Raw genomic sequence first — 17,490 nt, forward strand, 5'->3', positions numbered from 1 at the left:
GCGGCGGATATCTAATCGGAACGTACAGCAATCCCGGCCGGGTTGCATGAGGCGACATGAGGCGCACGCGCCTTGCCTGGTCGGCTTCTTGCGGCACACAGGTTCGAAGCTGTCGCGGGGAACGCCTATGCGCATTCTGATCGTCGACGATCATCCCATTGTCGCCTCCGGCTGCCGTGCCGTGCTGGCCGACGAGGGCGAGATCGAGATCCTGGAGGCCGCCGACGCCGAAGACGGCGAGTGCGTCTTCATCGTCGAGCGTCCCGACCTCTGCATCATCGACATCAACCTGCCGACCGTCTCCGGCTTCGAGCTCGCGCGCCGCATCCTCGAACGCGCGCCCGAGGCCCGCATCATCATGTTCAGCATGAACGACGACCCTGCCTTCGCTGCGCGCGCGATCGAATGCGGCGCCAAGGGCTACGTCTCCAAGACCGGCGACCCCGACGACCTCGTCGAGGCGATCCGCGCCGTCGGCGGCGGCGGCACCTACCTGCCGACCGCGATCGCACGCAGCATCGCCTTCGCGGGACCTGCGCTGGCGCAGAGCCCGCTGTCGAAGCTGAACGCGCGCGAGATGGAGATCCTGCGGCTGCTCAGCGCCGGCAAGAGCCTGTCCGAGATCGCCTGGCTGGTGCAATCGTCCTACAAAACGGTGGCCAACACCTCCTCGATCATGCGCCAGAAGCTCGGGGTGAAGACCTCGGTCGAGCTGGTGCGGCTGGCGATCGACAGCGGCGTCGCCTGATACCGCCACAAATTTCCGTCACACAAGCGTTGCAATGTTGATTGCAGTGAGATGCCATGGAGCTTAAGGGCATGACGATTCAGACTGTCTCGATGAATAAGTCCTATGGCGGTGTGCAGGGCGTCTATCGCCATGCGAGCGCGGCGACCGGGACTGACATGGTGTTCTCGGTCTATGTTCCGCCGCATGCGGACGGTGCCAAACTGCCCGTGGTCTGGTACCTCTCCGGGCTGACCTGTACGCATGCCAACGTCACCGAGAAAGGCGAATTCCGCAAGACCTGCGCCGAGCTCGGCCTGATCTTCGTCGCGCCCGACACCTCACCGCGCGGGCCCGACGTGCCCGGCGATGCCAACAACGCCTATGATTTCGGCCTGGGTGCCGGCTTCTACGTCGATGCAACGCAGGAGCCGTTTGCGCGCAATTATCGCATGTGGAGCTATGTCACCGACGAGTTGCCGAAGCTGGTGGCGGAGAATTTTCCGGTCGATCCCAGGCGGCAATCGATCATGGGCCATTCCATGGGCGGCCACGGCGCGCTGACGGTGGCGCTGCGCAATCCGCACCGTTTTCGCGCGGCAAGCGCCTTCGCGCCGATCGTGGCGCCCTCGCTCGTACCCTGGGGCACCAAAGCGCTGACCGGCTATCTCGGACCAAACAAGGATTCCTGGCGCAGCCACGACACTGTGGCGCTGATCGAAGACGGGGCGAAATTCTCCGGCTTCCTGGTCGATGTCGGCGAGGCCGACAATTTCCTCAAGGAGCAGCTCAAGCCGGAGCTGCTCGAAGCCGCCTGCGCCAAGGCGAGCATCCCGCTGACGCTGCGGCGCCAGGCGGGTTACGACCACAGCTATTATTTCATCTCCACCTTCATGGGCGATCATCTGCACTGGCATGCGGAGAGATTGAAGGGGTGAGCCCCCTCATTGCGGCCGCCCGTAATTCGGCGCCAGCAACCGGTTACGGATGAGATAGCTCATCGTGCGGGTCCAGGCTTCATCGGTGTTGCCGCGCATGTCGGCGCTGGCTGCCGCGACCATGTTGCCGGTCTTCACGTCGCGCAGATAGATGTTCAGGTTGATGATCAGGTTCGAGACCTTCTGCACGAGGCCGGTGATCTCGAGATCGGCGCCGAGCTGTCCGGCGAGCTTGAGGTCGCAGCCGCCGCAGGCCTGCAAGTTCGCGCGACGGGCGGCATCCCTGATCGGCGCGATGTCGAGCAGCTGGAACTTGCCTGACTCTGCCAGTTCCTTGCGCAGCTGCTCGCTGATGCGCTCCAGCCGCGCCTCCTCGGGCCGCGAGCCATAGAACTCGCCGGGCAGGCTGGTGTCGATCAGCTCGAAATCGAACACCGCGAGCTTCGGCGGATCGGCGCGCGCGAGCGAGCCCGTCAACAGCAACGCTGCGAAACACATCAACGCTCGCATGATCGTGATTCCAATCCTCGTGCGCGCGGGGACGAAATGCGGGGTTGCATGCTCTGACAAATTGGTCATGCTTGAAGCAGAGACAATTCTCCAGCGGCGGTCAAGCCGCAGAGATCGTCTGGAGGAAGCATGATCCGATGGTTGGTCGGCCTGATCGGCCTGGGCGTTGCCGCGACGAGTGCGCTCGCGGCGGACCCCGTCGCGATCGGCGTCGGCTATCTCGGCGTCGCCGGCACCAGATCGACGTTGTCGCTGGTGGAGCAGCCCGCGGAGAATGACGGCGTCGCCGGCGCCCGCCTTGCCATCGAGGACAACAACACCACGGGAAAATTCCTGGGCCAGCGCTTCACGCTGGAGGAGCGCCGCATCAAGGAAGGCGAGGATCCGGTCCAGGCCGCAGCCGCCCTCGCCGACAAGAACGGTTTCATCATCGCCGACCTGCCGGCCGATGCGCTGCTGAAGGTCTCGGACGCGCTGCGCGATCGCGGCACGCTGCTGTTCAACGTCGCCGCGATCGACGAGCGGCTGCGCGAGGCCGATTGCCGCGCCAACGTCATCCATACCGCCCCGACCCGTGCGATGCTGGCGGACGCGCTCGGCCAGTACCTGGTGTGGAAGAAGTGGTCGCGCTGGCTGCTCGTGGTCGGCTCGCATGACGAGGACAAGCTGTTCGCCGATGCCTTGAGGCGCACCGCGACCCGCTTCGGCGCCAAGATCGTGCAGGAGCGCACCTTCGAGGACAAGGGCGGTGCCCGCCGCACGGATTCCGGCGTCACGCTGATCCAGCGCCAGATGCCGGTCTTTACGCAACAGGCGCCGGCCTATGACGTGCTGGTCGCGGCCGACGAGAGCGAGGTGTTCGGCGCCTACCTGCCCTATCGCACCTGGGATCCGCGCCCCGTCGCGGGTTCGGCCGGCCTCGTGCCGCGCAGCTGGGACGCGGCGCAGGACCAATGGGGCGCGCTGCAGATTCAGAACCGCTTCGTCAAGCTGAACGCGCGGCGCATGACCGCGCTCGACATGCAGGCCTGGACGGCGGTGCGCATGATCGGCGAAGCCACCTCGCGCGCCAATTCCGGCGACGTCAAGAAGGTCACCGATTTCATCAAAGGCCCGGATTTCTCCGTCGCCGCCTTCAAGGGCACGCGGCTGACCTTGCGCGACTGGAATCTGCAGCTGCGCCAGCCCATCCTGCTGGTCGACGGTCGCATGGTGGTGTCGGTGTCGCCGCAGGAGGGTTTCCTGCACCAGGTCTCCGAGCTCGACACGCTCGGCTACGACCGTCCGGAAAGCAAATGCAAGCTGAAATGAGGATGCAGATGTCGCGCAAGTGGCGTGTTGGGCTTCTCTCCGCACTGGTGCTGGCGGCCGCGCCCGCGCACGCGTTCATCGCCTATGTCTCGAACGAGAAGAGCAACACGGTGTCGGTGATCGACACCGACAGCTGGACCGTGACCAAGACCATCAAGGTCGGCCAACGCCCGCGCGGCATCGATCTGACGCGCGACGGCAAGTTCGTTATGGTCGCGGTCGGCGACGACGACACCATCCAGGTGATCGACGCCAAGACCCAGACCGTCGTGGACAGCCTGCCGTCCGGCCCCGATCCTGAATTGTTCGCCCAGGACGCCGCCGGCAAGATCCTCTATGTCGCCAACGAAAACGACAACACGGTGACCGTGATCGACCTCGAGAAGCGCGCACGCCTCGGAGACATCCAGGTCGGCGTCGAGCCCGAGGGCATGACCATCAGCCCCGACGGCAAGACGCTGATCAACACGTCCGAAACGACCAACATGGCGCATTTCATCGACACGGCCACGCGCCAGATCGTCGCCAACGTGCTGGTCGACGCGCGCCCGCGCTTTGCCGAGTTCAAGCATGACTCTTCCGAAGTGTGGGTGTCCTCGGAGATCGGCGGGACCGTCTCGATCATCGACCCGAAAAAACACGAGGTGATCGGCAAAGTCACGTTCGAGATCCCGGGCCTGCGGAAAGAAGCGATCCAGCCGGTCGGCATCGGCATGACCAAGGATGACAAGACCGCTTTCGTCGCGCTCGGCCCGGCCAACCGCATCGCCGTGGTCGACGTCGCCACCCGAAAGGTGACGAAATATCTTCTGGTCGGTCAGCGGGTCTGGCACGTGGCGTTCACGCCGGACGAGAAATATCTGCTCGCCACCAACGGCGTGTCGAACGACGTCTCCGTCATCGACGTCGCTGCGCAAAAGGTGATCAAGACCATCCAGGTCGGCGAACTGCCCTGGGGCGTTGCGATCGCGCCATGACGATACCTGCCCCGACCGCTGAATCGCGCGAGACGCCGGGGCCGGAGGCGGCCACGGTGCCGGCGCTATCGATCGACAGCGTCAGCCATGCTTACGGCCCGCGGCGGGCGCTGACCGACGTCTCCTTCCGCGTGCTGCCGGCGAGCTTCACGGCACTGCTCGGCCTCAACGGTGCCGGCAAGAGCACGCTGTTCTCGCTGATCACGCGTCTGTTCGGCATCCAAACGGGACGCATCGGCATCTTCGGGCACGACATCAGCAAGAGCCCTGGCGAGGCGCTGCGGCTGTTAGGGGTCGTGTTCCAGCCGCGCACGCTCGATCTCGATCTCTCGCTGACACAGAATTTGCTCTATCACGCGGCTCTCCACGGCATCAGCCGCCGCGAGGCAGCCGCGCGCAGCGCCGAGCTGCTCGACCGCATCGGTCTTGCCGAGCGCGCCGGCAGCAAGGTGCGCGACCTCTCCGGCGGGCAGATGCGGCGGCTGGAGATCGCACGCGCACTGCTGCACCGGCCGCGACTGCTGTTGCTGGACGAGCCGACCGTCGGCCTGGACGTCAAGGCGCGCGCCGACATCATCAGCCATGTCCGTCAGCTCGTCACGGAACAAGGCATCGGTGTGCTCTGGGCCACGCATCTGTTCGACGAGATCCTGCCCGGTGACGACCTCGTCGTGCTGCATCAGGGCAAGGTGCTGGCGCAGGGACCGATGAGCCGGGTCGTTGCGGAAGCCGGCGCGCAGGACGTCAACACCGCCTTCATGCGCCTGACCGGCGCGCAAACCATGCCGGGAGGCGGCGCATGAGCAGCATCGCCACGCGCGAAGTGCCGCGCGGCTTCTCATTCGCCGAGTACATGACCTGCCTCACCGGCATCGTCTGGCGCGAGGGCCTGCGCTTCCTGCATCAACGCGAGCGCTTCGTCTCGGCGCTGGTGCGGCCTCTGGTGTGGCTGTTCATCTTCGCTGCCGGCTTCCGCCAGGTGCTCGGCATCTCCATCATCCCGCCTTACGAGACCTACATCCTGTACGAGGTCTATATCGCGCCCGGCTTGATGGCGATGATCCAGCTCTTCAACGGCATGCAGTCCTCGCTCTCGATGGTCTATGACCGCGAGATGGGCAATATGCGCACCCTGCTGGTGAGCCCGCTGCCGCGCGGGTTCCTGCTGTTCTGCAAGCTGCTCGCGGGCACGGCCGTATCGCTGCTCCAGGTTTACGCGTTCCTCCTGATCGCCTGGTTCTGGGACATCACCCCACCGCCGTCGGGCTATCTCACCGTGCTGCCGGCGCTGATCCTGTCCGGGCTGATGCTGGGCTCGCTCGGCATGCTGATCTCCTCCGGCATCAAGCAGCTCGAGAACTTCGCGGGCGTGATGAATTTCGTCATTTTCCCGATGTTCTTCGCCTCCTCCGCGCTCTACCCGCTCTGGCGGGTCCAGGAGGGCAGCCCCTATCTGTACTATCTCTGCGAGGTCAATCCGTTCACCCACGCGGTCGAGCTGATCCGCTTCGCGCTGTACGGACAGATCAACTGGGTCTCACTGGCGGTGGTCGCGATCTGCACAATCGTCTTCATGATCGGTGCGATTTTCGCCTATGATCCGTCGCGCGGGCTGGCGCGACGCGGACCGGCGGGAGGCGAAGGATGAAGGCTTGGATTTTGGCTGCCATCGCAATTGCGCTCTCGAGCGCGGCCGCCCGCGCGGTCGATCCGCGCTATCCGGACTGGCCCTGCACCCAGGCGAAGGTGCCGGAGATTTCGCTTTCGGCCGTCTGGGCCGGGCCGGCGCTCGACGACGTCCAGAACAAGTGGAAGGACGACGCCAAGGTCAGCGCACTGGTCGCAAAGCTGTCGGCGCGCAAGACGCCGCTGGACGAGGCCGAAAAATCGGTGAAGGAGTTTCTCGCCGCCTCGGCCTCGGACAAGTCGGCCAATGCCAAGCTGCTGTTCGCCGGCCTGTTCGACACGCTCAACGCCCAGCGCTCGCAGGTGATGAACGGGCTCGAACGCGTCAGCCGCAAGCAGCGCGAGGCCGCCGACAAGATCCGCGAAGAGACGCTTGCGCTCCAGGCGCTCCAGGGCGCAACCCCGCGCGACGAAACCAAGGTCGAGGCGCTAAGCAACGATCTGATCTGGAAGACGCGCATTTTCGAGGACCGTCACAAAGTGGTGCGATTCGTCTGCGAGGTTCCCACCACGATCGACCAGCGCCTGTTCGCGCTCGGGCGCGTGATCCAGCAGGAGATGGAATAACGTCAGCCTCGCTGACGGCTCGCGAAAGTTCCCGCAGTATCAGCACGATCGTTAATCCTTCGCCGCGCCATCCGGCGGAACCAAATCGCTGCGGGACGTCTTGTCGAAGTCAACCCAAGACATCCAACATCGGGAGGCCTTGATGGGAACAACGAAATTCATCCTCGCGGGCGCTGCGGTCGTCACCATGCTGGCATCCAACGCCTTTGCCGAAGACATGACCGGAATGATCACGCGGATCGATCGGCTCAACGGCACCATCTCGATCCAGCAGACGCAGAAAGGCACTGTCGGCGCCAGCACAGGCAACGCCGGCGCGCTGCAGGAGTACAAGGCGAAGGACGCGGCCATGCTGGACGCCGTCCATGCCGGCGACAGGGTGAGCTATACGGCCACCGAGACGAACGGCACGGGCACGCTGACGAAGTTACAGAAGCAAAAATAGCACTGCCTCTGCCTCTCCCCGCTTCCGGGGAGAGGCAGGCACCTGCATCCAATCATTACTGGTCCGGGCGCGGTTCCGGCTGCGCGTCCACGGTGGGCAGCTTGGCGCCCTCCCAGCCGTCGGTGCCGTCAGGATACCAGGCGATGTTGGCATAGCCGTAGGCCAGCGCACGCTTCGCCGCATTCCAGGACATCCAGCAATCGGCGAGGCAATAGATCACGAGCAGTGCAGTCTTGTCGCCGTGCGAGGCGCGGGCGAGGCCGCGCTGGAGATAGTCGTCCATGGCCGGCGGCAGCGTGCCGTACCCGGTATCGGGCAGCCAGATGCTGCCCGGAATGTTCCTGCGCGGCGCATCGCGCCAGACGGTGCCTTCCGGAAGGTTCTTCGGTTTCGGCGGGCGCGGCATCACGTCAATGAAGGCGCCGCTCTTCGCGCGCCATATCGCCTCGGCCTCCGCCGTCGACAGCACGCGCGCGCCGGTGAGCGTCGCCGGCACCGGTGCGCGGTAATTGTCGGCGCGATAGCCTTCGGGTTCGAACGGCTGCTGCTGCGCCAAAGCCTTCCCTGCCAAAGCGGCCTGCGCTGCCAGAACGGCAGCGAGCAGCGCAACGGCAAGATGCTGCCTCATGGCGTCTTCTTGACGGTCTCCGCGCCGAGCGGCCGGTTGCTCTCGTCGAGCAGCGGGACGCCGAAGTCGAGCAGGATCTTGTTGATCTCGCCCTGGTTGTCCTGGATCACCTTGTTCAGCTGCCGCTTCCAGTTCTGGTCGGCGGGACGCACGCCCATGCCGATGCGATAGATCAACCTCGGTCCGGTGGTTTCCTTCACCAGCGGCGTGACATGGAGCGAGTCGGCCTTCTTCGCGTAGTAGCCGGCCATCGGGCCCCACAGCACGCCCGCGTCGATCTTGCCGGCGGTGAGATCGTCGATCATCGCCTGCGCCGAATTGTCGAAACGCGTGTCGATCATCAGCTGATAGGGCTTTGCATCAGCCATCAAGCCGGCCAGCGCCATGTTGGTTGCCGGCGGCGTGCCGGCGACGATGCCGACATGCTTGCCCTTCAACTTGGGATCCTCGAGCGTCTCGACGTCCTCGAGCCCGCTACCGGCCTTGGCGACGAGCGCATAGCTCGTGCGGTAATAAGGATTGGTGCCCTGCACGAGATCGTCGCCCTGCGGGAAGCCCATGATGACGTCGCAGCGATGCGCACCCAGCGTCATGCGCACGAACCCGGCGGCCTGCGGAAAGAAAACGTAATCGAGCTTTTTCTGGAGCTTCTCCGCCAGGAATTCTGCGAGCTTGTTCTCGAAGCCTTCTCCCTTTTCATTGGAGAACGGCAGGTTGCGCGGATCGGCACAGACGCGCAGCACCTTGGGGTCGACCAGTTCGAAGGAGAGGTCGCCGGTCTCGCTCGTCTGCGCGACGGCGGCATCGCCCACCACGCAGGATGCAATCAGGACCCACAGTGAAAATAACCAGCGACGATGTCGTCCGGTCTCCGTCATCGCGCTTCCTCCTCGCTTTGTTTGAATGTTATCCATGCAACGCATGACGTGCCATGTTTTGCCAATTGGTGTTGGCTTTCTTGTTGCAGTGCAATGCGGCAAATCCGTTGAACTGAGGCAGAAAAATGTCTCGCATCGCTTCAATTGTCTCGGCCCTGTCCCTGCTGGGGATCGCGACGCTAGCACGCGCCGGGACAGCCGAATTGCCTGTGAGCGAAGTCGCGCCGGGAATCTTCGTACACTCCGGGACCATCGCCCTGATGACCCGCGACAACGAGGGCGGCATCGCCAATGTCGGCTTCATCGTGGGCGACGACGCGGTGGCCGTCATCGATACCGGCGGCAGCGTGCGCGAGGGTGAGGCGCTGCTGGCCGCCGTGCGGGCGAAGACGCCCAAGCCGATCCGCTACGTCATCAACACCCACGGCCATCCCGATCATGTTTTCGGCAATGCAGCCTTCGCCGCCGGAAACCCCACTTTCGTCGGCCATCACAAGCTGCCGCAGGCGCTCGCGACGCGAGGGCCTTTCTATCTCGACAATTTCCGCCGCATCATGGGCCGCGAACTGATCGATCCCGTGAGAATCATCGCCCCGACCCTGCTGGTCTCGGACACGATGATCCTGGATCTCGGATCGCGCCGACTCGCCCTGCGCGCATGGCCGACTGGGCACAGCGATAGCGATTTGACCGTGCTCGACGAGACGACCAAGACCCTGTTCGCCGGCGATCTCGTCTTTCTCCGCCACGTTCCGGTCATGGACGGCAGCATCCGCGGCTGGCTCGATACGCTGAAGGGAGTGGAGGCGATCCCGGCGCTGCGCGTCGTTCCCGGTCACGGCCCCGTGAGCGATTGGCCTGCCGCGCTGACCGATGAACGGCGCTATTTGACAACGCTGCTGTCCGACGTTCGCGCGCTGAACAAGAGGGGCGAGCCGATCCGAAGCGCCGCCGCCAAGGCCGCCGCAGCGGAGCGGCCGCGATGGGAGCTTTTCGAGGACTACAATTCCCGCAACGCAACTGCAGCATTCTCGGAAATTGAATGGGAGTAGCAGGCGCGCTAGGCTGCACCGAACGACGTATCGTCCGCAGGACCATGACCATGACGGGATGCACACGCCGCCTGACCCTCACCGCCCTCCTGCTCGGCTTCGCTCTCGCGGTGCCGGCGCAGGCTGAGGAAGTTAGCGATCCCTGGCCGGGCCTGGTGCAGGACATCTTCAGCAGCCGTCCGATGAACGACGGCAGCAGCGTCATCGGCATCGAGATGCCGTATCGGGCCGAGGACGCGGCCATCGTGCCGGTGACCTTGCGCAGCAAGCTGTCGCCCGGCGATGCGCGGCGCATTCGCTCGATCACGCTGGTGATCGACCGCAATCCGGCGCCGATGGCGGCGAAGTTCGAGCTCGGACCGGATGCCAATGTCACGGAGATCTCGACGCGGGTGCGCGTCAACAATTACACCGACGTGCATGCAGTGGCCGAGCTCAGCGACGGCCAGCTCTATGTCTCGAAAATCTATGTGAAGGCCTCCGGCGGCTGCTCCGCACCGGCGGGCAAGAACATCGAGGAAGCCAAGGCCCGGCTCGGCCAGATGCGCTATCGGCAATTCGCACGCGAGGAGGCGCCGGCGAGCCGCGTGCGCGAGGCGCAGATCATGATCGGCCATCCCAACAATTCCGGCCTGCAGATGGACCAGGTTACGCAGCTCTACATCCCGGCCTTCTTCGTCAACCAGATCAAGCTGACGCAGGACGACAGCCCCGTGCTGTCGATGGAAGGCGGCATCTCGATCTCGGAAGACCCCAATCTGCGCTTCACCTATGTCTCCAACGGCGCCAAGCGCTTTCGCGCGGAGGCAAGGGACACGGACGGGCACGTGTTTAGGAACGAGTGGGACGTCGAGAAGCCGGGGACGTGAGGCTCTCGGTCGCCATGGCCGGGCTTGTCCCGGCCATCCACGAATTTGGCGAATACCGTAAGAACGTGAATGCCCGGGACGAGCCCGGGCATGACGAATACGGTTGGCATTGAGCAGGCCGTCAAAAACACCTCACCTCGGCTTCCGCCTGCGCACGCCTCAAATCGTTCACCGCCGAGTTCGCCTGCTCCGAGGTGCGGAACTGAACGCCGAGATTGCCGCGCACCTGGGACATGCTGAGCGCGGCCTCTGCGGTGACGTAGCGCTGGTAAGGCATGATCGAAGCAACCACATCAATCGAGCAGGAACATTGTTCGATCGACTGCCGGCTCTCGCCATTGGCTTTCATGCAGCCATAGACGTACTCCGCGCGCGCCGACGTCGGATAATCGTTGGCCTCCTCGGCCTGCGCCGCGCACGCAGTCGCCGTCAATACCGTCAATGCGGCGACAATCGGTCGTAGCTGTCCCGCCAGTTTCATAGGCATCCTCCCAATGGTTGCGACCAAAGCTATGCTATGCGTATTGTCCTGAAAAGTACTCCGTCAGAGGAAACGGCTCACAAGGTGATGAGAGCTTCTGGTCGAACATTGGCGCTCGCGGTGATGCTGGCGTTGACCCTTGCCGCACCCGGCCGCGCCGCGGAGACCATCCGCCTTGCGGTGCAGAAGACCGGAACATTCTCCTGGGAGCTGGCCGCGATCCGCGCAAGCGGTCTGGACAAGGAGGCCGACCTGTCGCTCGAGGTCACCGAGCTCGCGAGCACCGAGGCCGGCAAGATCGCGATGCGCGCAGGCAGCACCGACATCATCCTGTCGGACTGGCTGTGGGTATCGCGCGAGCGCGCGCTCGGCGCCAAGCTCACCTTCTATCCCTACTCCAGCGCGCTCGGCGCGGTGATGGTGCCGGCCAGTTCGCCGATCAAGACGCTTGCGGATCTGAAGGGACGCAAGCTCGCCGTCGCCGGCGGTGCGATCGACAAGAGCTGGCTGCTGCTCCAGGCAAGCATGAAGCAAGACGGCATCGACCTGAAGTCTGCGGCAACCGTCGTCTATGGTGCCCCGCCCCTGATCGCCGCCAAGGCGCTCGATGGCGAGATGGATGCGAGCCTCAATTTCTGGAATTTCTGCGCGCAGCTCGAAGTCAAGGGCTTTCGCCGGCTCGCCGGCATCGAGGACATCCTGCCGAAGCTCGGCGCCAAGGGCGCGGTCGCCGCGGTCGGCTATGTCTTCGACGAGAGCTGGGCGGCAAGTCATCGCGACGCCGTGGCGCGCTTCATCGCGATGACGCGCAAGGCCAAGGAGCTGCTGGTGACCTCGGACGCGGCCTGGGACAAGATCGCGCCGCTCACCGGCACCAGCGATCCAGCCATGCTCAAGACCTACCGCGAGCGCTATCGCGACGGCATCCCGCGCCGAAGCATTGCCGACGAGGAGACGGACGCGCGCGTGCTCTACCGCGTGCTGGCCGAGACCGGTGGCCGCGATCTCGTGGGACCGGCGGCCGAGCTCGATCCCGGCACCTTCTATCACGCGGTCCCCGGAGACTGAGGTGCTGCGTCTTCTCTCGTTCGCCCTGTTCCTCGCCATCTGGTGGACCGCCGCGCTGTTCGTCGGCGGCGCAAAGCTGCCCTCACCGCCGGCTGTGCTCCAGGTGATGATCGCGGAGGCCGCATCCGGCGCGCTGTTCCTGCATCTCGGCGCCACGCTGGCCCGCGTGGCGCTCGCCTTCACATTGGCGATGTCGCTCGGCAGTGCCATCGGCTATCTGATGGGCCGCGTGAAGCTCGCCGACCGGCTCGGCGATCCCTGGCTGATCCTGCTGCTCAATCTGCCCGCGCTGGTCGTGATCGTGCTGGCCTATATCTGGGCCGGCCTCACCGAGGCCGCCGCGATCGCGGCGATCGCCATCAACAAGCTGCCGACCGCCATCGTCACCCTGCGCGAGGGCACCCGCGCACTCGACCGCTCGCTCGACGAGATGGCGAGCGTGTTCGCGATGCCGCGATGGCGCGCCTTCCGCCACGTCGTGCTGCCGCAGCTCGCGCCCTATATCGCAGCCTCCGCCCGCTCCGGCCTGTCGCTGGTGTGGAAGATCGTGCTGGTCGCCGAGCTCCTGGGACGGCCGAACGGCGTCGGCTTCGAGATCGGCGTGGCTTTCCAGCTGTTCGACACGCCGCGGCTGCTCGCCTATTCGCTGACGTTTGCCGCCGTCGTGCTCGTCATCGAAACCTTGCTGGTGCAGCCGTTCGAAGCCCGCGCAACACGGTGGCGCCCCCGTGCGGCTTGAGGTCGAGATCACAGGTAAGACGTTCAAGAGTGCCGCGGGCGGAACGCACGAGGTGCTGGCGCCGGTCAAATTCGCGCTGCAATCCGGCGAGGTCGGCGTGCTGATCGGCCCCTCCGGCTGCGGCAAGAGCACGATGCTGCGCATCATCCTGGGGCTCGACCACGAATTTCAAGGACGGATCGCGCGCCCGCCGCAGGCGCGGATCGGCATGGTGTTCCAGGAGCCGCGGCTGCTGCCGTGGCGCTCGGTCGAGCAGAATGTGCGGTTGGCGGCCCCCGACGTCACCGATGCGAAGCTCGCCGAGCTGTTCAGGATCCTGGAGCTGGAGGCGCATCGCAACCACTTCCCCGGCGAATTGTCGCTGGGGCTCGCCAGGCGCGTGGCACTGGCCCGTGCCTTCGCGGTCGAGCCCGACCTGCTGGTGCTCGACGAGCCCCTCGCCTCGCTCGACGACGCGCTCGCCGGCCGCCTGCGCGACGAGATCGCAACGCTGGTGGCGAGCCGTCCGGTGATGACGCTGCTCGTCACCCACAGCCTCGACGACGCGATCCGGCTCGGCGACCGCCTGCTCTTCCTGTCGCCGCGGCCGGCCCGCATCATGCAGGAGGTGCCGATCGCCATTCCGCGCGACGCACGGGGCGAAGCCGAGATTGCGGCAATCAAGGCCGTGCTAGCGCGACGCATCCAAGAGGAAGGCGACGAACGCGCCGGGCGGGATGCCTCATAGGCAATCGCGCGAGGCATGTGCTAGATTGGATCGCAGCGGAGTCTGCTGATGACGCGAACGATCGCCCTGACGGCGCTTGGCCTTGCTCTGCTCGCGACAACATCGCGCGCGCAGGACATGATGCGCGATCTCGATCTGACGTCACCCGCCATGGTCTCCGCCGAGATGAGCCGGCAGGAGGTCGAAGCCACACTAGCCAAAGCGATCGCCGGCGCGCCGGCCGATTTCACCGGCAAGCGGTTATCGGGGCTCGATCTCAGTGGCCTCGACCTCACCAAAGCCATTCTCCGTGCGGCACGGCTCAACAAGACGAAACTCACCGGCGCCCGGCTCGATGGGGCGATCCTCGATCAGGCGTGGCTGCTGGATGCAGATCTCACGGGCGCGAGCCTGAAGGGCGCCAGTTTGTTCGCATCACAGATGGCACGTGCTCGCCTCGACGGCGCCGATCTGACTGGTGCGCGCATCACGGCAGATCTCACCGGCGCAAGCATGGTCAGCACGTCGATTGCGGATGCGCATCTCGGCGCCGACATGCGCAACCAGTCGATGGGGCTGATGCGCGCGGTGCTGAGATCCGCCAATCTGGAACGGCTGAACGCGCGCAACGCCGATTTGTCGCGCGTCGACCTCGAGTTCGCGGTCCTCAGGGGCGCCGACCTGAGTGGTGCATCGCTGAAAAACGCCCAACTCGGTGGCGCCGATCTGACCGGTGCCATCGTCATCGAGGTCGATTTCGACGGCGCCGATCTCGTCTCGGCGAAGCTGATCGCACCGAACGGCCTTGACCGCGCCAAAAACTTCGACAAGGCAAAGAACCGCGAACGCCTGATCAGGGAATGATGGCGCGCCTTTGGGAGGACTGGCTGATGCGTTGGGTTCTGGCTTTGATCGCGTTGTTGACGCTTGCCGGCGAAGCCGCCGCGCAGGCCAAGGGCAAGGGCATCCGGCTCTGGAATCTGACGACGGAGACGATCTCCGGCTTCCAGCTCGCTCCCTCCGGCAAGACTGACTGGGGCCCGAACCAATGCCTGAACGACAAGGACAAGGAGGTCGACCACGACGAGCGGTTGCGCATCGTGGGCGTCGAGCCCGGCCGCTACGACGCGAAGGTCGGCTATCCCAGTGGGCGCCAATGCGTGGTTCGCGACATCGAGATCAGGGCCGATGCGGTGTTCTCGATCGCCGACAAGGATCTTAAGGACTGCAATAAGTAGCGCCGCGTCTCTGCGTTGGACCCCTCACGCCTTGTCGTTCGGGTGCGGGTATTCGCAGCGCCACTTTATCGCGTGCCACTTCGGATGCTCTCCGACCCATTGCGCAATATAGGGGGGCGCGGCCATCGCGCATTGCCGCGGCGACCCGGAATAGTGGAACACCAGATGCTGTTCCTCGCAGGTCGCAGGCGAGAGCACCGCACACACAGTCACCACCAGATTGATCGGTTCATGCCGGGATCCTCTCGCATGGGCAACCGAGGTTAGCACGAAAAACTACGTCCCAAGGAGAGCGAAGTTTCAAATCGGGTGGTGGAACTCTGCTCTGGCAACTCTACCCGCGCGCAGGAGACATGCCCCACAACTAGAAATTAACGCCAAACACCAATCTGGCCTGGTGGCGCTCGAAATTGACGAGGTCGAGATTGCCGGACGATCCGGCCGGACGTCCCCAGGCCTGCATGCTCCAGCTCAAGGTCAGCCGCGAGCGCTCGGAGAGCTGGAAATAAGCGGTCGGGCCGACAAACAGGGCCTGGCCCGAAAATTCGCCGAGGCCAATGCCTTCGTATTGCCGAAAATAACGCATCTCCCCGCCGAGCAGCACATTGGGCCGAACGCGCACCAGGCCGGCAAACGCCGCCCCGATCGTCGAGCTCTTCTCGGATAGTCCCGTCATCTCGAAGCGCGCCCATTCCGGCTGATAGATCAGGTTGAGCGCAGCGATGGCGAAGTTCGGAACGAGCTCGCGGTCGAAGGCGAGCGTGAACTCGGTGCCGTACATCCGTCCCTTCGCGCCGCTGGTCTCGTCGATGCGATTGCCGTGGAGCTCTGCGGCGACGGTCAGGCCGAATGGCGCCCGCTCGCGGTCGAGCAGGCGATAGCGCAGGTCGAGCGAGGCGCCCTGGAAATTGAACTGGCGGCGATCGTCGATGTCGGGGACGCCGGTAATGTCGTGTAGGCTGGCAGTGCCGCCGACCTCGACGCGAAAATTCGGCAGCGGCACCATTTCGATCTCGACCTCGTGCTCGAGGGCGCGATAGATACCCCTGCCCTTGCCGAAGCTCCCTGTGGTCTGCGTCTGAAACTCGCGCTCGCCGACATTGCCGATATCGGTGCCGATCATGAAGCCGAAGATGTGCTCGGTATCGAAGCCTTCTTCCGCGCTGACACATGTCGGTGCGAGCGCGGCCAAGCACGCAACCGCCATTCCGAATTTGCAAGCCCTGCCGCGCATCCCCTGCCCCGAAGGCGTGCGCCACCTGATGAGGCGCTGGCCAGGCGTGAGCCTAACACAGGGCTGCAGAACGCGATCGAGATTTTGATGGAGGGAATTGAAGGCGTGTGATGTTGACGTCAGCACCAGATCACGAGTCTTGCCCGCGGCAGCCGACGGTCCGACACTGCCACGGCTTCGGCGGCATTTGCCGTCGCAGCCGCGGCAGGTCGTCAGTCTTACTTGCGCGAAGCGCAGGCGTACATGTTGATTTCCATGCCGACCGGCACTTCCACGATCTTCGGAGCTTTCCAAGCCATTCGGGTCTCCCAAGGTATTGAGCGCGACATAGCGCGGGGCAAAACCTAGGGCTGGGTCCCCGACAGTTCAAGCGCCGATTCGAACGCCGAACGCATCCGTGTCGATTCTTCGCGGCTCTATTTCTCTCTCGGGCAAAGCCAGTTCGCTCTTGGTCAAGCACGGGGCTGAACAAGACGACTTCGCGCGACACATCACGCTCGAATCGGCACGACTAGTACCGCGTCAGCAATCCTTGCCTGCCGTTTGCGTATTGGGCTTGGCGCCTTCCGCCCGCTCCGCTGCGGTCGGCTGACTCTGCATCTGTCGCTGTGCATCTTCCGACGAGGCTGCCGCGCCGCTGCTGGCGCGGTTCATCGTGCTGGTCGGCGGATGCTGACCCGTTTCACTGGACGAGCTCTGGGACTGTGCCGAACCCACGGTGACCGGACCGGAACCGGCATCCTTGTCGGTGCTGGCGCTGCCGGTGTTGCACGGGCCGGCGATGGCGACGCCCGCGCTCAACGTCAGGATCGCGCAGGCAGCAAGAACGGAACGTTTCGTGTTCATCTGCTTCTCCTCTTCTCCCGCCGCGCTGCCCCGGCGCAGAGCAGGACATCGCGAGAAGAACAGACCGCACAGCCTGATGTTCCGGGCTTCCGGTCCGGAATTAAGCTCCCGGCAGTGCGGCGCTCAGCGCAGCAGGCGCACCAGCGCGCGGCCGGGCCGTGCGTTCAGCTCCTTGGCATCGAGCGTTCCGTCCTTGTCCGGATTGGCCGCGTTGAAGCGCTGCTCCACCACGGCAAGGTATTCGTCCAGCGTCAGGGTCCCGTCGCGATCGGGGTCGGCGGCGGCCAGCTCCTTCGCCGATAGCCGCCCGCGCAGTTCACGTGCGTCCAGCGTGCCGTCGCGATCGGGGTCGAGCTTGGTGAACAATGCGGTGGCCGCCTTCTTCACCTCCGCGAGATCGAGCGTGCCGTCATTGTCCGTATCGAACATCTTGACCGCGCCACCGGATGCCGCGAAGGCCGGACCGGACAGCAATGCGATCGTGAGCGCAAGCGCAACCGAGTGACGAGACATCATCGAAACCTCCTGAGATCCTCGATTCGAGAGGGATCAAACCGACATAAGTCCGCAAACGAGCTCCGGTTCAAGGG

Annotated in this window: 24 protein-coding genes; 15 read left to right on the forward strand and 9 right to left on the reverse strand. The window is 64.7% G+C overall.

Annotation, left to right across the window (positions count from 1 at the left end):
• Positions 1-127 precede the first annotated feature (127 nt).
• Positions 128-748, forward strand: a complete 621-nt coding sequence (locus LPJ38_RS32790) for a response regulator (RefSeq protein ID WP_008562541.1) — start codon at positions 128-130, stop codon at positions 746-748.
• 71 nt (positions 749-819) lie between these two features.
• Positions 820-1,665 carry an S-formylglutathione hydrolase gene (fghA, locus tag LPJ38_RS32795; RefSeq protein ID WP_145629285.1) on the forward strand — a complete coding sequence of 282 codons (846 nt, stop codon included), beginning with the start codon at positions 820-822 and terminating at the stop codon, positions 1,663-1,665.
• A gap of 6 nt (positions 1,666-1,671) precedes the next feature.
• Here the strand turns inward: fghA and LPJ38_RS32800 are convergent, their stop codons facing one another.
• The gene (locus LPJ38_RS32800) at positions 1,672-2,244 is read right to left on the reverse strand and encodes a DUF3280 domain-containing protein (RefSeq protein WP_145629287.1); all 573 of its coding nucleotides are present in this window, start codon (positions 2,242-2,244) and stop codon (positions 1,672-1,674) included.
• A 60-nt stretch (positions 2,245-2,304) separates the two neighbouring features.
• Here LPJ38_RS32800 and LPJ38_RS32805 point away from each other — a divergent pair, with 60 nt between their 5' ends.
• The 6 genes from LPJ38_RS32805 (at position 2,305) to LPJ38_RS32830 (ending at position 7,161) form a co-directional block, all read left to right on the forward strand.
• Positions 2,305-3,486, forward strand: a complete 1,182-nt coding sequence (locus LPJ38_RS32805; RefSeq protein WP_145629289.1) for an ABC transporter substrate-binding protein — start codon at positions 2,305-2,307, stop codon at positions 3,484-3,486.
• Between the two features lie 8 nt (positions 3,487-3,494).
• Positions 3,495-4,463 (forward strand): YVTN family beta-propeller repeat protein, encoded by a 969-nt coding sequence (locus LPJ38_RS32810; protein WP_167520271.1) that lies wholly within the window; start codon positions 3,495-3,497, stop codon positions 4,461-4,463.
• On the forward strand, positions 4,460-5,266 hold the full coding sequence (locus LPJ38_RS32815; RefSeq protein WP_145629292.1) for an ABC transporter ATP-binding protein: 807 nt from the start codon (positions 4,460-4,462) through the stop codon (positions 5,264-5,266). Before LPJ38_RS32810 ends, LPJ38_RS32815 begins: the two co-directional genes overlap by 4 nt.
• The gene (locus tag LPJ38_RS32820) at positions 5,263-6,111 is read left to right on the forward strand and encodes an ABC transporter permease (RefSeq protein WP_145629294.1); all 849 of its coding nucleotides are present in this window, start codon (positions 5,263-5,265) and stop codon (positions 6,109-6,111) included. The genes LPJ38_RS32815 and LPJ38_RS32820 overlap by 4 nt, the downstream gene beginning before the upstream one ends.
• Positions 6,108-6,716 carry a hypothetical protein gene (locus tag LPJ38_RS32825; protein ID WP_145629296.1) on the forward strand — a complete coding sequence of 203 codons (609 nt, stop codon included), beginning with the start codon at positions 6,108-6,110 and terminating at the stop codon, positions 6,714-6,716. The genes LPJ38_RS32820 and LPJ38_RS32825 overlap by 4 nt, the downstream gene beginning before the upstream one ends.
• A 142-nt stretch (positions 6,717-6,858) precedes the next feature.
• A complete protein-coding gene (locus LPJ38_RS32830; RefSeq protein WP_145629298.1) occupies positions 6,859-7,161 on the forward strand; it encodes a copper-binding protein in 303 nt (100 codons plus the stop codon).
• A gap of 55 nt (positions 7,162-7,216) precedes the next feature.
• Here LPJ38_RS32830 and LPJ38_RS32835 read toward each other — a convergent pair whose 3' ends face one another.
• Together LPJ38_RS32835 and LPJ38_RS32840 are read right to left on the reverse strand one after the other, a co-directional pair.
• Complete coding sequence (locus LPJ38_RS32835; protein WP_145629300.1) at positions 7,217-7,789, reverse strand: PQQ-dependent catabolism-associated CXXCW motif protein; 573 nt, start codon at positions 7,787-7,789, stop codon at positions 7,217-7,219.
• Positions 7,786-8,667, reverse strand: a complete 882-nt coding sequence (locus LPJ38_RS32840; protein ID WP_145629302.1) for a substrate-binding domain-containing protein — start codon at positions 8,665-8,667, stop codon at positions 7,786-7,788. The genes LPJ38_RS32835 and LPJ38_RS32840 overlap by 4 nt, the downstream gene beginning before the upstream one ends.
• Positions 8,668-8,792: 125 nt before the next feature.
• Between LPJ38_RS32840 and LPJ38_RS32845 the strand changes: the two genes are divergently transcribed.
• Positions 8,793-9,719 carry a quinoprotein relay system zinc metallohydrolase 2 gene (locus LPJ38_RS32845; protein ID WP_145629304.1) on the forward strand — a complete coding sequence of 309 codons (927 nt, stop codon included), beginning with the start codon at positions 8,793-8,795 and terminating at the stop codon, positions 9,717-9,719.
• 50 nt (positions 9,720-9,769) lie between these two features.
• Positions 9,770-10,588, forward strand: a complete 819-nt coding sequence (locus tag LPJ38_RS32850) for a quinoprotein dehydrogenase-associated SoxYZ-like carrier (protein WP_167520272.1) — start codon at positions 9,770-9,772, stop codon at positions 10,586-10,588.
• Positions 10,589-10,709: 121 nt separating this feature from the next.
• Here LPJ38_RS32850 and LPJ38_RS32855 read toward each other — a convergent pair whose 3' ends face one another.
• A complete protein-coding gene (locus tag LPJ38_RS32855) occupies positions 10,710-11,069 on the reverse strand; it encodes a hypothetical protein (protein ID WP_145629308.1) in 360 nt (119 codons plus the stop codon).
• A gap of 87 nt (positions 11,070-11,156) precedes the next feature.
• On the opposite strand from LPJ38_RS32855, the gene LPJ38_RS32860 reads away from it, so the two are divergent.
• The 5 genes from LPJ38_RS32860 to LPJ38_RS32880 are packed head-to-tail and all read left to right on the forward strand — an operon-like array spanning position 11,157 to position 14,820.
• The gene (locus tag LPJ38_RS32860; RefSeq protein WP_167520282.1) at positions 11,157-12,137 is read left to right on the forward strand and encodes an ABC transporter substrate-binding protein; all 981 of its coding nucleotides are present in this window, start codon (positions 11,157-11,159) and stop codon (positions 12,135-12,137) included.
• A 1-nt stretch (position 12,138) separates the two neighbouring features.
• Positions 12,139-12,876, forward strand: a complete 738-nt coding sequence (locus tag LPJ38_RS32865; RefSeq protein ID WP_145629312.1) for an ABC transporter permease — start codon at positions 12,139-12,141, stop codon at positions 12,874-12,876.
• Positions 12,866-13,603, forward strand: a complete 738-nt coding sequence (locus tag LPJ38_RS32870; protein WP_145629314.1) for an ABC transporter ATP-binding protein — start codon at positions 12,866-12,868, stop codon at positions 13,601-13,603. The genes LPJ38_RS32865 and LPJ38_RS32870 overlap by 11 nt, the downstream gene beginning before the upstream one ends.
• A gap of 48 nt (positions 13,604-13,651) precedes the next feature.
• Positions 13,652-14,446, forward strand: a complete 795-nt coding sequence (locus LPJ38_RS32875) for a pentapeptide repeat-containing protein (RefSeq protein ID WP_167520273.1) — start codon at positions 13,652-13,654, stop codon at positions 14,444-14,446.
• 26 nt (positions 14,447-14,472) lie between these two features.
• The gene (locus LPJ38_RS32880) at positions 14,473-14,820 is read left to right on the forward strand and encodes a hypothetical protein (RefSeq protein WP_145629319.1); all 348 of its coding nucleotides are present in this window, start codon (positions 14,473-14,475) and stop codon (positions 14,818-14,820) included.
• 24 nt (positions 14,821-14,844) lie between these two features.
• On the opposite strand, the gene LPJ38_RS32885 is transcribed toward LPJ38_RS32880, so the two are convergent.
• From LPJ38_RS32885 to lanM, 5 genes are all read right to left on the reverse strand, one after another.
• Positions 14,845-15,090, reverse strand: coding sequence for a hypothetical protein (locus LPJ38_RS32885; protein ID WP_145629321.1), 246 nt, complete (start codon positions 15,088-15,090; stop codon positions 14,845-14,847).
• A 94-nt stretch (positions 15,091-15,184) separates the two neighbouring features.
• Positions 15,185-16,012, reverse strand: coding sequence for a DUF6662 family protein (locus LPJ38_RS32890; RefSeq protein ID WP_231088468.1), 828 nt, complete (start codon positions 16,010-16,012; stop codon positions 15,185-15,187).
• A 260-nt stretch (positions 16,013-16,272) separates the two neighbouring features.
• Entirely contained in the window at positions 16,273-16,353 is an 81-nt protein-coding gene (gene pqqA, locus LPJ38_RS32895; protein WP_008562446.1) for a pyrroloquinoline quinone precursor peptide PqqA, read from the reverse strand.
• Positions 16,354-16,576: 223 nt separating this feature from the next.
• Positions 16,577-16,900 (reverse strand): hypothetical protein, encoded by a 324-nt coding sequence (locus LPJ38_RS32900; RefSeq protein WP_060736691.1) that lies wholly within the window; start codon positions 16,898-16,900, stop codon positions 16,577-16,579.
• 123 nt (positions 16,901-17,023) lie between these two features.
• Positions 17,024-17,416 carry a lanmodulin LanM gene (gene lanM, locus LPJ38_RS32905; protein WP_145629325.1) on the reverse strand — a complete coding sequence of 131 codons (393 nt, stop codon included), beginning with the start codon at positions 17,414-17,416 and terminating at the stop codon, positions 17,024-17,026.
• Between the last annotated feature and the right edge of the window lie 74 nt (positions 17,417-17,490).

The organism is Bradyrhizobium daqingense, from assembly GCF_021044685.1.
Lineage (GTDB): Bacteria > Pseudomonadota > Alphaproteobacteria > Rhizobiales > Xanthobacteraceae > Bradyrhizobium > Bradyrhizobium daqingense.

Excerpts from the sequence above, each read along its gene's own strand:
- LPJ38_RS32855 (WP_145629308.1), bottom strand. The coding sequence starts at position 11,069 with ATGAAACTGGCGGGACAGCTACGACCGATTGTCGCCGCATTGACGGTA.
- LPJ38_RS32850 (WP_167520272.1), top strand. The coding sequence starts at position 9,770 with ATGACGGGATGCACACGCCGCCTGACCCTCACCGCCCTCCTGCTCGGC.
- LPJ38_RS32825 (WP_145629296.1), top strand. The coding sequence starts at position 6,108 with ATGAAGGCTTGGATTTTGGCTGCCATCGCAATTGCGCTCTCGAGCGCG.
- LPJ38_RS32880 (WP_145629319.1), top strand. The coding sequence starts at position 14,473 with ATGCGTTGGGTTCTGGCTTTGATCGCGTTGTTGACGCTTGCCGGCGAA.
- LPJ38_RS32835 (WP_145629300.1), bottom strand. The coding sequence starts at position 7,789 with ATGAGGCAGCATCTTGCCGTTGCGCTGCTCGCTGCCGTTCTGGCAGCG.
- LPJ38_RS32860 (WP_167520282.1), top strand. The coding sequence starts at position 11,157 with ATGAGAGCTTCTGGTCGAACATTGGCGCTCGCGGTGATGCTGGCGTTG.
- pqqA (WP_008562446.1), bottom strand. The coding sequence starts at position 16,353 with ATGGCTTGGAAAGCTCCGAAGATCGTGGAAGTGCCGGTCGGCATGGAA.
- LPJ38_RS32840 (WP_145629302.1), bottom strand. The coding sequence starts at position 8,667 with ATGACGGAGACCGGACGACATCGTCGCTGGTTATTTTCACTGTGGGTC.
- LPJ38_RS32810 (WP_167520271.1), top strand. The coding sequence starts at position 3,495 with ATGTCGCGCAAGTGGCGTGTTGGGCTTCTCTCCGCACTGGTGCTGGCG.
- LPJ38_RS32875 (WP_167520273.1), top strand. The coding sequence starts at position 13,652 with ATGACGCGAACGATCGCCCTGACGGCGCTTGGCCTTGCTCTGCTCGCG.
- LPJ38_RS32800 (WP_145629287.1), bottom strand. The coding sequence starts at position 2,244 with ATGACCAATTTGTCAGAGCATGCAACCCCGCATTTCGTCCCCGCGCGC.
- fghA (WP_145629285.1), top strand. The coding sequence starts at position 820 with ATGACGATTCAGACTGTCTCGATGAATAAGTCCTATGGCGGTGTGCAG.
- LPJ38_RS32790 (WP_008562541.1), top strand. The coding sequence starts at position 128 with ATGCGCATTCTGATCGTCGACGATCATCCCATTGTCGCCTCCGGCTGC.
- LPJ38_RS32830 (WP_145629298.1), top strand. The coding sequence starts at position 6,859 with ATGGGAACAACGAAATTCATCCTCGCGGGCGCTGCGGTCGTCACCATG.
- LPJ38_RS32820 (WP_145629294.1), top strand. The coding sequence starts at position 5,263 with ATGAGCAGCATCGCCACGCGCGAAGTGCCGCGCGGCTTCTCATTCGCC.
- LPJ38_RS32845 (WP_145629304.1), top strand. The coding sequence starts at position 8,793 with ATGTCTCGCATCGCTTCAATTGTCTCGGCCCTGTCCCTGCTGGGGATC.
- LPJ38_RS32815 (WP_145629292.1), top strand. The coding sequence starts at position 4,460 with ATGACGATACCTGCCCCGACCGCTGAATCGCGCGAGACGCCGGGGCCG.
- lanM (WP_145629325.1), bottom strand. The coding sequence starts at position 17,416 with ATGATGTCTCGTCACTCGGTTGCGCTTGCGCTCACGATCGCATTGCTG.
- LPJ38_RS32805 (WP_145629289.1), top strand. The coding sequence starts at position 2,305 with ATGATCCGATGGTTGGTCGGCCTGATCGGCCTGGGCGTTGCCGCGACG.
- LPJ38_RS32900 (WP_060736691.1), bottom strand. The coding sequence starts at position 16,900 with ATGAACACGAAACGTTCCGTTCTTGCTGCCTGCGCGATCCTGACGTTG.